11 protein-coding genes and 1 pseudogene are annotated in these 13,587 nt (G+C 65.1%); 4 read left to right on the forward strand and 8 right to left on the reverse strand.

Features of this window, described 5'->3' with window-relative positions; genetic code table 11:
- The first annotated feature begins 45 nt into the window (after nt 1–45).
- The 3 genes from DCM80_RS07370 to DCM80_RS07380 all read left to right on the forward strand — a co-directional run bounded on the left by DCM80_RS07370 (nt 46) and on the right by DCM80_RS07380 (nt 4,283).
- Nucleotides 46–783, forward strand: a complete 738-nt coding sequence (locus tag DCM80_RS07370) for a GntR family transcriptional regulator (protein WP_257196379.1) — start codon at nt 46–48, stop codon at nt 781–783.
- 103 nt (nt 784–886) lie between these two features.
- On the forward strand, nt 887–3,862 hold the full coding sequence (locus DCM80_RS07375; RefSeq protein WP_257196380.1) for an FAD-binding and (Fe-S)-binding domain-containing protein: 2,976 nt from the start codon (nt 887–889) through the stop codon (nt 3,860–3,862).
- Nucleotides 3,855–4,283, forward strand: a complete 429-nt coding sequence (locus DCM80_RS07380) for a heme-binding protein (RefSeq protein ID WP_257196381.1) — start codon at nt 3,855–3,857, stop codon at nt 4,281–4,283. Before DCM80_RS07375 ends, DCM80_RS07380 begins: the two co-directional genes overlap by 8 nt.
- Before the next feature lie 143 nt (nt 4,284–4,426).
- On the opposite strand, the gene DCM80_RS07385 is transcribed toward DCM80_RS07380, so the two are convergent.
- The 6 genes from DCM80_RS07385 to DCM80_RS07410 all read right to left on the reverse strand — a co-directional run bounded on the left by DCM80_RS07385 (nt 4,427) and on the right by DCM80_RS07410 (nt 11,293).
- Complete coding sequence (locus DCM80_RS07385) at nt 4,427–5,209, reverse strand: enoyl-CoA hydratase/isomerase family protein (protein ID WP_257175680.1); 783 nt, start codon at nt 5,207–5,209, stop codon at nt 4,427–4,429.
- A 130-nt stretch (nt 5,210–5,339) separates the two neighbouring features.
- On the reverse strand, nt 5,340–7,430 hold the full coding sequence (locus tag DCM80_RS07390; protein ID WP_257196382.1) for a molybdopterin oxidoreductase family protein: 2,091 nt from the start codon (nt 7,428–7,430) through the stop codon (nt 5,340–5,342).
- A 163-nt stretch (nt 7,431–7,593) separates the two neighbouring features.
- On the reverse strand, nt 7,594–8,400 hold the full coding sequence (locus DCM80_RS07395; protein ID WP_257196383.1) for an SDR family NAD(P)-dependent oxidoreductase: 807 nt from the start codon (nt 8,398–8,400) through the stop codon (nt 7,594–7,596).
- 23 nt (nt 8,401–8,423) lie between these two features.
- Nucleotides 8,424–9,716 carry a TRAP transporter large permease gene (locus DCM80_RS07400; protein WP_257196384.1) on the reverse strand — a complete coding sequence of 431 codons (1,293 nt, stop codon included), beginning with the start codon at nt 9,714–9,716 and terminating at the stop codon, nt 8,424–8,426.
- A complete protein-coding gene (locus DCM80_RS07405; RefSeq protein WP_257175684.1) occupies nt 9,707–10,258 on the reverse strand; it encodes a TRAP transporter small permease in 552 nt (183 codons plus the stop codon). The genes DCM80_RS07400 and DCM80_RS07405 overlap by 10 nt, the downstream gene beginning before the upstream one ends.
- Before the next feature lie 63 nt (nt 10,259–10,321).
- Nucleotides 10,322–11,293: a TRAP transporter substrate-binding protein gene (locus tag DCM80_RS07410; RefSeq protein WP_257196385.1), complete on the reverse strand. Its 972-nt coding sequence runs from the start codon at nt 11,291–11,293 to the stop codon at nt 10,322–10,324.
- 298 nt (nt 11,294–11,591) lie between these two features.
- Here DCM80_RS07410 and DCM80_RS07415 point away from each other — a divergent pair.
- Nucleotides 11,592–12,368, forward strand: a pseudogene (locus tag DCM80_RS07415) (cyclase family protein).
- A 10-nt stretch (nt 12,369–12,378) separates the two neighbouring features.
- On the opposite strand, the gene DCM80_RS07420 reads toward DCM80_RS07415, so the two are convergent.
- On the reverse strand, nt 12,379–13,107 hold the full coding sequence (locus tag DCM80_RS07420; RefSeq protein ID WP_028137643.1) for a Crp/Fnr family transcriptional regulator: 729 nt from the start codon (nt 13,105–13,107) through the stop codon (nt 12,379–12,381).
- A 278-nt stretch (nt 13,108–13,385) separates the two neighbouring features.
- Complete coding sequence (locus DCM80_RS07425) at nt 13,386–13,511, reverse strand: hypothetical protein (RefSeq protein WP_257196387.1); 126 nt, start codon at nt 13,509–13,511, stop codon at nt 13,386–13,388.
- Between the last annotated feature and the right edge of the window lie 76 nt (nt 13,512–13,587).

The raw sequence follows: 13,587 nt of genomic DNA on the forward strand, positions 1-13,587 counted from the left end.
TAGCCGACGTCGACGCGACCAGACGGGCAAACTATTGTGCTGCAAATGAAATCCACGATTCCCGACAACGGGGTTCCGATCACCCCCGCCGCAGGCAATGGCGGCGACCGGCAGGAGGCCTCGCTCCACGGCGAGATCCTGCTGCGGCTGCGCGACTACGTGGTGGAAGGCAACATCCCGGAAGGAGGCCGCATTCCCGAGCGGCAACTCTGCGAGATGCTCGGCATCTCCCGCACGCCCCTGCGCGAGGCCCTGAAGGTGCTTGCCGCCGAGGGCCTGATCGAGCTTTTGCCCAACCGCGGCGCACGAGTGCGCCAGCTCAGCCAGCGCGACCTCGAGGAGCTGTTCGATGTAATGGCGGGACTGGAGAGCCTGGCCGGGCGCCTTGCCTGCGAGGCGATTAGCGACGCGGAAATCACCGCGATCGAGCAGCTGCATTACGAGATGTACGGGCATTATCTACACCGCGACATGCACGGCTATTTCCAAGCCAACCAGCGCATCCACGAGAGCATCGTCGCGGCCGCGCGCAACGAGACGCTGAAGACGGCCTATGCCAATTTCGCGGGCCGAATCCGCCGCGTCCGCTACTCCGCCAATTTCGCCCGCAAGCGGCAACGCTGGGCGGAAGCGATGCGCGAGCACGAGGCGATCCTCGATGCGCTGCGCCGGAGGGCCGGCAGCGAGCTCAGCGACATCCTGTTCCAGCACCTGCGCAACAAGCGGGCGGCCGCGATCGAGCACCTGACCGAGCCCCAAGAGCCCGCGCCGGCCTCGCCTTGAAGGCGGCCAACCTGGTCATTTTTGCATTCATAACGCGTCGGTCGGGAACGATAATGAATAACTCAGCAAGGCTGAGCCTTACTGGATCAGTGCGAGATCAGGGATGACAAACGCCTCCTCGCTCGAACGGCGTCTGCGGTCGGAGCTGACCGGCGACGTTCTGTTCGACCCCTTCAGCCGCGGCCGCTACGCCACCGACGCCTCGTTCTATCAGATCGTGCCAGCCGGCGTGGTGGCGCCCAAGACCATGGAGGAGGCCCTGCGGGCGCTGGCGATTGCCCGCGACGAGGGGCTGAAGGTCACCCCGCGCGGCGGCGGCACCTCGCAATGCGGCCAGACCGTCAATGACGGCCTCGTGGTCGATCTCTCCAAGCATCTGAACCGGATCCTGTCGCTCGACGTCGAGAACCGGACCTGCGTGGTCGAGCCCGGCATCGTGCTCGACGACCTCAACCGGCAGCTCAAAAAGCACGGGCTGTGGTTTCCGGTCGACGTCTCCACCGCCTCGCGCGCCACCATCGGCGGCATGGCCGGTAACAATTCCTGCGGCGGCCGCTCCTTGCGCTACGGCACCATGCGCGACAACACGCTGTCGATGGAAGCCGCCCTCGCCGACGGCACGCTGAGCCGCTTCGGCGAGGTCTCGCGCGATCTTGCCGATGTTGATGCCGGCGACAAAGTCCGGGCGCTGTTTCGCGACATGCTCGATCTCGGCTCCCGCGAGGCCGAGGAGATCGCGACGCGGTTTCCCAAAGTGCAGCGCCGCGTCGGCGGCTACAATCTCGATGCCCTGGTGCCGCGCAACGCGCCGAACAACATGGCGCACCTCCTGGTCGGCTCGGAAGGCACCCTGGCCTTCACCACCAAGGTCGAGCTGAAGCTGTGGCCGGTGATCCGCAACAAGGTCCTCGGCGTCTGCCATTTCGGCAGTTTCTACGAGGCGATGGATGCGGCCCAGCATCTGGTCAAGCTCAAGCCGATCGCGGTCGAGCTGGTCGACCGCACCATGATCGCGCTCGGCCGCGACATCGCGATGTTCGCACCCGTCATCTCCGCCGCCATCAAGGGCGATCCGGATGCCGTGCTGGTGGTCGAGTTCGCCGAGGAGGACCAGGCGGACAACCTGATCCGCCTGAAGCAGCTCGGCGAGCTGATGGACGATCTCGGCTTCGGCTGGAATAACGACACGCGCAAATGGGGCGGCGTGGTCGAGATCATCCAGCCCGCGCTGCAGAGCGGCATCGCCGATTTTCGCGCCGCCGGTCTCAACGTTATGATGTCGATGAAGCAGGAGGGCAAGCCGGTCTCCTTCGTCGAGGACTGCGCGGTGCCGCTGCCGCACCTTGCCGACTACACCGCGCGGCTGAACGAGGTGTTTGCCAGGCACGGCACCAGCGGCACGATGTATGCGCACGCCTCCGAGGGCTGCCTGCACGTGCGCCCGGTGCTGAATTTGAAGCTGGAGAAGGACGTCAAGGCGATGCGCGCCATCGCCGAAGAGACTTTTGCGCTGGTGCGCGAGTACAAGGGCTCGCATTCCGGCGAGCACGGCGACGGACTGGTCCGCTCGGAATTCCACGAGACCATGTTCGGCGCGCGCCTCGTCGCCGACTTCAGGGAGGTGAAGCAGCGCTTCGATCCCGGCGGCGTCCTCAACCCCGGCAAGATCGTCGACGCGCCCAGGATGGACGACCGCTCGCTGTTTCGCTTCAAGCCCGATTATCGCGTCGGTGAGCTGAAGACGAAGCTCGACTGGTCGGCTTATCCCGGCGCCGGCGGCGGGTTCCAGGGCGCGGTCGAGATGTGCAACAACAACGGCGCCTGCCGCAAGCTCGAGGGCGGCGTGATGTGCCCGTCCTACCGCGCCACGCGCAACGAGAAGGATGTCACGCGAGGGCGCGCCAACACGCTGCGGCTTGCGATCTCCGGCCAGCTCGGCCCTGATGCGCTATCGTCCGACGAGATGATGGAGACGCTTAAGCTTTGCGTTTCCTGCAAGGCCTGCCGCCATGAGTGCCCAACCGGCGTCGACATGGCCAAGATGAAGATCGAGGTGCTGGCCGCGCATGCCGCGAGCCACGGCCTCACGCTGCGCGATCGTCTCGTCGCGTATCTGCCGCGCTATGCCGGCCTCGCCTCGCGCTTCGCGCCTCTGGCGAATTTGCGCAATCGCAGCCCATGGCTGCGGCGATTGTTCGAGCGCTTTGCCGGCATCAGCGCGCGCCGGGCGCTACCCGCCTTCCGCAGCGACGTGTTCGTGCCGCCGGCCGAAAGCGTCGGCCCGCAAGCCGGCGGCGAGGTCGTGCTGTTCGCCGACACCTTCAATCGCATCTACGAGCGGGAAAACCTCGACGCTGCGCTGCGCGTGCTCGTGGCCGGCGGCTATCGCGTACATCTGCCCAGGCCGGCAAGCGGCGGCCGCCCGCTCTGCTGCGGTCGCACCTTCCTGTCCGCCGGTCTCGTCGATGAAGCGAGGGCCGAGCTCGACCGGCTCGTCACCGCCTTCGCGCCCTTTGCAGCGCGCGGCGTGCCGATCGTCGGTCTCGAGCCGAGCTGCCTGTTGACGCTGCGCGACGAGCTCGCTTCGCTGCGCAAGGACAACGACGCCAAGGCGGTCGGCGCGCGTGCGCTGACCTTCGAGGAATTCCTGGTACGCGAGGCCGAAGCCGGCCGGCTGCAACTGCCGCTCGGCAGCGTTGCCGACAAGGCCGTGGTGCACGGCCATTGCCACCAAAAATCCTTTGGCGCCTTCAAGCCGGTCGAGCAGGTGCTTCGGCTCGTTCCGGGCCTCGAGGTCGAGACCATCGAGTCCAGCTGCTGCGGCATGGCCGGCGCCTTCGGTTATGGCGCCGACACCTATGATGCATCGATCGAGATGGCCGAGCTGTCACTGCTGCCCGCAGTGCGGCGCGCAGGTGAAACGACGCTCGTCGTTGCCGACGGCACGTCCTGCCGTCACCAGATCCACGACGGCACGCAGCGCGAGGCGCTCCATGTCGCACGCGTACTGGCGCTGAGCCTCGATCGTAACGAGCCCAATTCCACTTCCACCACTGCAAAGGAACCCAGACATGGCTGACCTCACGCTCGAAGTTGCCCGCAAGATCCTCGACGCCGCCCTTGCGAAGGCCGGCGAGCTCAAGCTGAAGCCGCTGGTCGTGACCATCCTCGACGCGCGCGGCGTGCTGAAGCTTGCCGCCGCGCAGGACGGCACCAGTCTGATGCGCGCCGAGATCGCGCACGGCAAGGCCTATGGCGCACTGGCCATGGGCATGGGCTCGCGCGCGCTGTTCCAACGCGCCCAGGAGCAGGCCTATTTCATCGATGCCGTGAACACGATTGCCAAGGGCGCGCTGGTGCCGGTGCCCGGCGGCGTGCTGATCGTGGACGGCACGACCCTGCTCGGCGCGGTCGGCGTCTCCGGCGATACGTCAGACAATGACGAGGCCTGCGCGGTGGCGGGTATCCAGGCGGCGGGACTGAGGGCAAATGCGGGGTAGCTTGTCATTCCGGGGCGCGCCCGCTTGGCGCGAGCCCGGAATCCATTCCCCCGCGTCGCTTGCTGCACGATGGATTCCGGGCTCGCGCTACGCGCGCCTCGAAATGACGGCGGGCTCGTCCCCCGGACGCGAGAGCGCAGGCCTCACCGCCCCGTCCAGACCGGCTTCCTTTTCTCGCTGAACGCCTTGAGGCCTTCCTTGGCGTCCTCGGTCATCGCGAGCAGCGCGATCTGGCTTTCGGTATAGGCGATGCTCTCGTCGAACGACATCGCGGCGATGGCGCGCATGGCGTACTTGCCGCGGCGGATCGCGGTCGGGGACTTGTCGACGATGCGGCCGATCAGCCAGTCGACCTTCGCATCCAGCTCGGCCGTGGGCACGACGTAGTTGAGCAGACCCGCAGCCTGCGCGGCCTTGGCATCGAACGGCTCGCCCGTGAGCGCCCATTCGTTGACGAGGCGCGGCGGCGCGATGCGCTGGAGCAGGCTCAGCACCTGCATCGGGAACACGCCGACCTTGACCTCCGGCAGGCCGAACACGACGTGATCGGCCGCGACCGCCATGTCGGTCATGCAGAGCAAGCCCATGCCGCCGGCCATGCAGACGCCGCCCACCCGCGCAATCGCCGGCTTGGTGGCGTTCTGCGACAAACGTAGCAGGTCGGCATAGTCGACATTTGGCTTGGAATGGTCCATCGCAAAAGCCGCGCCGGAATTCTGCAAATCGGCGCCGGCGCAGAACGCCTTGTCGCCTGCGCCCGTCAGCACGATGACGCGGACGTCCTTGTCGTCATGCGCGTCGCGATAGCCTTTGGTGATGCCGGCGATGACCTCCCCGTTCAGCGCGTTGCGCTTCTCCGGCCGGTTGATGGTGATCCAGAACGCCTGCCCGCGCTTCTCGGTGATGATTGCTGTGGTCTCGGTCATGGTAGCTCGCTTCCGCCGCTTCGTGCCGCCATTTGCGGCAGCTCCGACGCAAGGTGCAAGCCCAAACTAAGGCGCGGCCGCGCTTTAGCGCCTCGACGCAAATTTGCTCGAGATCAACGCGGAGCGCCCCTCAGGCCACGACCGCTTTCCTGATCCAGACCTTGTTGTCATGGAACGCGGCCCCGCCGATCGGCGCGACGGCCTCGGCGCCCGTCAGCATGTTGATGCCACGGCCGCCGATATGATTCTTGTTGGGATGAACGGATTCCGCAATCAGGACGCCGCGCCGCACGCCGTCGAACAAGGTTGCGATCAGCGTGGTCTCGCCGCGCGTATTGCCGAGCGTCACCGCATCGCCGTCGGCGATGTCGAGGGCGGCGGCATCCAGCGGATGGATCATCACGCGCGCCTTGCCCTCGCGCGCCTGCGAGGACGGCGTCTCGTTGAACGTGGTGTTGAGGAAGCTGCGCGATGGGCTGGTCGCGAGCCGGAACGGATGGGCCTGATCGGTTTGCTCGATCACGGCCCAATGATCCGGCAAGGACGGCATCTTGTCGACATCGCCCATGGTCACGCCGAATGGCGGGTGGACCCAATCGGCCTTGAAGTGGAATTTGCCGTCGGCATGGGCAAAACCGTCGAGATAGTGGGATGTGCGGAAATCCGGTTGCAGGTCGCGCCAGAGATCGGCCTCGAGGCCGCCGATGTCGCCGTGGCCACTCAGCTTCAGCGTCGCGTCGATCAACTCGCGCGGGGTCATCTCGAAACCTCGATGCCTGGCACCGAGCCGCGGCGCCAGCGCCTGCAGAACCCAGTGGTTGGAGCGGCATTCGCCGGGCGGATCGATCAACTTCGGCCCGACCGAGATGTGCTGGTGGCCGCCGCCGTAGTAGAGGTCGTCATGCTCCATGAACATGGTCGCGGGCAGCACGATGTCGGCCATCTGCGCCGTCTCGGTCATGAACTGCTCGTGCACCGCGACGAACAGATCCTCGCGCCCGAAGCCCTGCCGCACCAGCGCCTGCTCCGGCGCCACCGTCATCGGATTGGTATTCTGGATCAGCATCGCCTTGACCGGCCCCTTGCCGCGCAAGGCTTCGCCGTCGCCGGTGAGGATGCGGCCGATCTTGGACTGGTCCAGTGCGCGGATGCCAGGATCGATGGCATCGTGGCCCTCGATGATGGATTCGTTGAAGTGCCATAGCGCGTAATTGTTGAAGAAGGCACCGCCGCCTTCGTATTGCCAGGCGCCGGTCACCGCGGGAATGCAATTTGCCGCGTGCATCTGCGTGGCGCCATTGCGGCTGCGCGTGAAGCCGTAGCCGAGGCGGAAGAAGGTGCGTTTGGTCTCGCCGACTGCCTTGGCGAAGGCCTCGATCTCCGCCACCGGCACGCCTGTGATCGCGGACGCCCATTCCGGCGTGCGCGTCTTCAGATGCGCCTCGAGCTCGGCAGGGCAGTCCGTGTACTTGTCCATATAGGCGCGGTCGGCATAGCCGTCGCGGAACAGGACATGCATGACGCCGCAGGCAAAGGCGCCGTCGGTGCCGGGCCGCAGGATGATCTTGATGTCGGCCTGCTTCATGGTGTCGTTGTCGTAGATGTCGACCGCCGCGATCCTCGCGCCGCGCTCTTTCCGCGCGCGGGCGGCGTGTGTCATCACGTTGACCTGGGTGTTGACCGGATTGGTGCCCCAGATCACGACGAGGTCGGACAGCGCCATCTCGCGCGGATCGGCGCCGGCGATCTTGCCCGTCCCGATCGCAAAGCCGATGCGGGCAACGTTGGCGCAGATGGTCTGATAGAAGCGCGAATATTTCTTCACATGCGTGAGGCGGTTGAGACCGTCGCGCATCACCAGCCCCATCGTGCCGGCATAGTAATAGGGCCAGATCGATTCCGCGCCGAACTCGCGCTCGGCGGCGTTGAAGCGTTGCCCGATCTCGTCCAGCGCCTCGTCCCAGGAGATCCGCGCGAATTGCCCGGAGCCCTTCGGTCCAGTGCGGCGCAGCGGGTAGATCAGCCGCTCAGGATGATGGATGCGCTCGGCGTAGCGGGCGACCTTGGCGCAGACGACGCTGGCCGTGTAAGTCTGCCGCTTCGAGCCGCGGACGCGGCCGATGCTGCGGCCCTCGATCACCTCGACATCGAGGGCGCAGGCGGAGGGGCAATCATGCGGACAGGTCGAATGGCGGATTTCGATCTTGGCGTGCTGGTTCATGGTCGGATTCGTAACACCGAAATACCATCCAGCCGAGGGCATTTTGTCGGCAGTGCCTATGCGATTTGCTCAAACCGCGCGCGGCCCGGTTCCTGCTGCAACCGCGAAGACGGCCCGGTCCGGTCAGACGGTAGCGTTACGCGCCGGCGCCCTGCCGGTCGCGCTACTTGTGCAACTGGGTGAGGCCGGTCGGCGGTCCGTCGACGGCGGTCCAGCCGCCATCGACGAACAGCGTGCTGCCGCTGACATAGCTCGCCGCATCCGAAGCGAGATAGGCGACGGCGGTCGCGACCTCGTCGGCACTGCTCCAGCGATTGAACACGGTATGGCCGGCATAGAGATTGTAGATGTCGGGCCGCTGCTTGAACGGACCGGTGAGCGCCGTCTCGGCGATGCTGGGCGCAATGGCGTTGACGCGCACGCCGGCATGGCCGACCTCGGAGGCGAAGCCCTTTACCAGGAGGCCAATCGCCGCCTTGGTCGAGCCGTAGACGCCGAGCCCCGGCTCAATGGTCACCGCGCGCACCGAGGAGCAGGCGATGATGCTGCCGCCTTTCTGCGCGACCATGATGCGGCCGAAGGCCTGGAAGAAGTAGACCGTGCCCTTGACGTTGAGGTTGAGGACGCGGTCGAGATCTTCCTCGGTGTAGTCGAGGATGGTCTTGCGGATGTTGAGACCGGGCGTCGTCACGGCGATGTCGAGCCGTGGGAATTTCTGCATCATGACCTTGGCAAGCGCATTGACGTCCGCAGCGCTCGCGGCGTCACAGCTGGCTGCCTCGGCCCAGCCGCCCTTGTCGCGAATGCCGCCGGCGGTCGCCTCCGCCCCGTCAAGCGTGCGATCGGCACAGACAACGCGGGCCCCCAGCCCGGCCAGCGCCTCGGCCGACGATTTGCCGATACCCGAGGCGGCGCCGAGCACCACGGCCGTCTTGCCGGTGAGATCGAAAAGCTTGCGATAGTCCGTCACTGATAGCCTCTCCTGTCCTGCCGCTATCCCTTGTAGCCCATCAATAGGCGCGGCAGCCACAGCGAGAATGCGGGGACGTAGGTCACGAACATCAGAGCTGCGATCAGCGCCGCGTAGAACGGCAGGATGGTGCGCATCACAGCGCCCACCGAGATGCCACCGATGGCGCATCCCACGAACTGCGTCGTTCCGACCGGCGGCGTGTTCAGCCCCAGCGCGCAATTGATCAGCATCAGCATGCCGAACTGCACCGGATCCATGCCCGCCTTCATCGCGATCGGCAGGAAGATCGGCGTGCAGATCAGGATGGTCGCGGCCATGTCCATGAAGGTGCCGAGCACGAACAGAATGACGTTGATGAGCAGGAAGATGACCCAGGGCTGCGACGAGACCTTGCTCATCATTTCGCCGGCGAGGTCGGCCACCTCGTAAAGCCCCATCAGATATTGGAACATGGTGGAGACGCCGATCAAGAGCAGCACCACGCCCGTCGTCTTCACCGCCTTGGCGGCCGCGCGCAGGAAATTGCTCCAGGTCATGGTGCGGTAGATGAAGAACGTCAGCAGCATCGTGTATGTGACCGCGATGGCCGCCGATTCAGTTGCCGTGAAGACACCGGACAGGATGCCCGCCAGGATGATGCCGACGATCAGAAGGCCCGGCAGCGCGGCTGCCAACGAGCGAAACACCTCGGGCCAACCCGGAAACTTGCCGGCCGGATAACCGCGCTTCACCGCAACCGCGTAGGCAGCGACCAGCATGCAGACCATCAGCACGAGCGCCGGCAGCAGGCCGGCCGCGATCAGCGCACCGATCGAGACCTTGCCGCCGGCGGCGAGCGCATAGATGATCATGTTGTGGCTGGTCGGCATCAAGGCGCCGACCAGCGAAGCGTGCGTGGTGACGTTGACAGCGTAGTCGGTGTCGAACCCTTCCTTCTTCATCATCGGGATCATCACCGCGCCCATCGCCGATACGTCGGCCACGGGCGAGCCGGAGACGCCGCCGAACAGGGTGCAGGCGACCACGTTCGACATGCCGAGGCCGCCGCGGATGTGCCCGACCAGATTCTTGGCCAGCTGCACGATCTTGTCGGCGACGCCGCCGTGCAGCATCAGCTCACCGCTGAACACGAAGAAGGGAATTGCGAGGAACGAGAAGATGTTCATCCCCGACATCATCTGCTGGAAGATGACGGCGACCGGCAGGCCTTCGTAGAGGATGGTGCAGATCGCGGAGAGGCCGATCGCGAAGGCAACCGGCACGCCGAGGATCAGGAAGCCGAAAAAGGTGGCGCCGAGGATGATCAGTTCCATGAGGGGACGACCTCTTCGCGGCGCAGGAGAGCGATGATGTGCTCGATGGAAAAGGAGACGATCAGGAGACCGGAGGCGATCAGCGGCACGTAGCGGATCACCTCGGGAAGGCCGAGATTGGGGATCTTCACGGTACCGACGGACGCCCCGAGGATCCAACCATTATAGGCCATGGCGACGCCGAACGCGGCGACCAGCACGTGGATCACGATCTCGATCTTCTCTCGCGCGTGGTCCGGCAGCATCACCAGCAGGCTGTCCATGCCGATATGTCCGGCATCGCGCACGCCGACGGCGGCGCCGATCAGCGTGACATAGAGGATCAGCACGAGCGCAAGGTTCTCTGTCCAGGTCGGACTGGAATTGAGCACGTAACGTCCGAACACCTGGTAGAAGACGATGGCGACGATGACGAGCAGTCCGGTCACCGACAGATACATGCCCGCGCGCGCAATGGGTGCGTTGATCCGCGACAGCACGCCGTTGGACCGGCGCCCGGAGACCGCGTCATGCTCGTGATCTGCGACGTGTGGGTCTGTCATCCCGCGTCTCCCTGCGAGGGCCCGGTCACCTCGCGGCGACGCCGGGCCCGCGCCGCTAGCGTTCTACTTCGTGCCCTGGATGCGCTTGACGAGGCTCTGCAGCTTCTCGTCGCCGGCAAACTTCTGATAGACCGGCTTCATCGCATCGACGAATTCCGTCTTGTTGGCGATCGTGACGACCTGAACGCCGGCCGCCTCGACCGTCTTGCGGGACGCCTGCTCACGCTCGTCCCACAGCTTGCGCATCACGGGCACCGATTCCTTGGCCGCCTTGCGGATCGTCGCCTGATCCTCCTTGCTCAGCGTGTCCCAGACCTTTTTCGACATCACGAGGACTTCGGGCGCGAGGGAGTGCTCGGTGATGTTGTAGAACTTGGCCGCCTCGAAATGGCGCGAGGACTCGTAGGACGGCCAGTTGTTCTCGGCCGCATCCACCAGGCCGGTCTTCAGCGCGGTGTAGACCTCGCCATACGGCATCGGCGTCGGGTTGGCGCCGAGGCTCTGGATCATGCCGACCCAGAGATCGGATTGCTGGACGCGGATCTTCAGGCCCTTGAGGTCGGCGAGCGACTTGACGGGTGCCTTGACGGTGTAGATGGACCGGGCGCCGCTGTCGTAATAGGCGAGACCGATCAGACCCGCAGGCTCCATCGCGGCCAGGATCTCGTCGCCGATCGGCCCATCGAGCACGGCGCGCATGTGCTGCGTGTCGCGGAATACGAAGGGCAGGCACAGGGCGATGGTCTCGGGCACGAAATTGTTGAGCGGCGATGCGTTGATGCGCATCATGTCGAGTGCGCCGATCTTGAGCTGCTCGATGGTGTCCTTCTCGGAGCCCAGGGCTCCATTGGGAAACACCTTCACACCAAGCTTGCCGCCGCTCGCCGCCGCGAGCTGCTTGCCCATGAACTTGACCGCCTCGACGGTCGGATAATCGGCGGGGTGGACGTCGGCCGAACGGAAATCGCGTGCGGACGCCAGGGGCGCTGAGACCGCCAGTGCAACGGCTGTGATGATACCGGTGAGTGTCTTCATCTGGGCTTTCCTCCTGGGTTGATTTTGTCGTGGTCCGGCGGATGCTGCGGGGCCGCCTTGGGTCGCTCCACCTCAAGCATGAAGTCAAGCGCCAATGTCGTCCGTAGGGCGGGCGGCATTCTCTGTCCAAGCCAAATCCGGCATCGATCGATGCAACACTTGCATCGATCGATTTCTGGCGCAATTCGCATTGCGGTGGGGTCGGGCGGGCAGGCTGCCTCCGGGCACGCGACTTGACGCCAGCAATCTAGGCCCCTCAAGATGACCGGCACAGCGGACCATCTCGAAGGAATGTCCAATGCCGCGGAAGCTGATCGATATCTCGGTGCCGCTCAGAAACGACGTGACGGCCGATCCGCCGGGCAACCATCCCGCCATTTAGTATATCGACCACCAGCAGGGCCTGCCGCGGATGCTGCAATTCTTCGACGGCCTCAAGGCCCAGGATCTGCCTGACGGACAGGGCTGGGCCGTCGAGCAGGTCTCGCTGTCGACCCACAACGGCACGCATCTCGACGCGCCCTGGCACTTCCATCCGACCATGAACCGCGGCGAACGGTCATGGACGATCGACGAGGTCCCGCTGGAATGGTGCTTTCAGCCGGGCGTGAAGCTCGACTTCCGGCATCTGCCCGACGGCTACGTGGCGGGCGCCGACGACGTCGAGAAGGAGCTGAAACGCATCGGGCACACCCTGTCTCCGTTGGAGATCGTCGTCGTCAACACCAGCGCCGCCGCAAAGTTCGGCAAGGCCGAATACGTGAATTCCGGCTGCGGCATGGGCTATGAAGCCACCATGTACCTGCTCGAGCGCGGCGTGCGGCTGACCGGCACCGACGGCTGGAGCTGGGACGCGCCGTTCGTCTATACCGCGAAGAAATATGCAGAGACGCATGACGCCGGCCTGATCTGGGAGGGCCACAAGGCGGGACGGCATATCGGCTATTGCCATCTCGAGAAGCTGCACAACCTCGACCAATTGCCTTCGACCGGATTCACGGTCTCATGCTTTCCGGTCAAGATCGAACGCGCCTCGGCGGGGTGGACCCGCGCCGTCGCCATCATCGACACTTAGGCGGACGCCGTCACTCGCCGTCGAGGCCGCTCTCGGCGAGTTCGCGCAGCGCATCCGTATCCAGCACGACGATGGCGCCGTGCTCGAGGCGAACCCAGTTGCGGCCGGCCCAGGCGCGCAATTGCTTGTTGATGCTCTCGCGCGTCATCCCCACCATCTCGCTGATCTCCTGCTGCGTGATGGCGAGGGTGCCGCTGCCGGAGTCGAACTTGCGCTCCTCGGTGAGACCGAGCAGCGCGCTCGCGAGCCGGCCCGGCAGATTCTGCAGGATCACCTGCTCGACCTGCTGGCTGGTCCAGCGCAAGCGCGCGCAGAGCAGCTCGATGAATTTCATCGCCAGCGCCGGCTGGCTCTTCACGAACGGCAGGAAGTCCCGGCGGTCGATGATGTAGAGCTCGCAATTGGTGTTGGCGGTCGCATCGGCCGATCTCGGCGCGCCGTCGAGCACCGCGATCTCGCCGAAGATTTCCCCGGGACCGATCAGGTTCAGAATCGCATTCCGCCCGTCCGGCGACGAGGAGGAGATCTTCACCGTCCCCGAGATCACCGCGAACAGATTGTTGCCGGGATCGCCCTTGGCGGCGATCGTCGCGCCGCGCTTCACGGTGGTGTGCTTGGCGTAGCGACAGAGCTGATCGAGCGCTTCCGGCTCCAGATCCGCGAAGATCGGGTGCTTGCGCAGGACCGATAGCTTGTTGCCCGCCGACTGTCGGGGATCGCCGGTCTTGTCCTGAGGCACGCCGCGGCTCCTAAGACTGCGAGGCACTGAGGTTCCTGCGTAGTCAACGTTATCAGGCTTTTCAACCGGAAAGCACGCGCGGGGTTTGAGACAAATGAGGCGAAAAGTCCGCGATCGAGCCGAAAGCCCGCATCCGAAGGCTGCACCAGAGCATTCGAATCGATGCAGAGTTGCGGGCGACGCAAGGCCGCAATGCGTCGACAGGCCGGCGAACAGCCAAGCCGGCCGGACGAGCTCAGCCTGTTGGCAGGTCTGAGCGGACTACGATCGCGGGAGCTTCAGCGCTTGGAATCCGGGTCGAGCCGGATGGAATTGGTTTGCCGGTCGGCCCAAGCCAGAACAGCGGCAAATACGACGAAGATTGCGACGACGACAACGGTCACCAGCAACGCGTCAGCGGGCATTGTTCCCTCCCCCCATGATTTGCAGCATTATTTTGCTGCAGCGAGACGGCGTCATTGATCGAGATCAAAAACGTGG

Source organism: Bradyrhizobium sp. WBOS08 (assembly GCF_024585125.1).
Taxonomy (GTDB): Bacteria; Pseudomonadota; Alphaproteobacteria; order Rhizobiales; family Xanthobacteraceae; genus Bradyrhizobium; species Bradyrhizobium japonicum_B.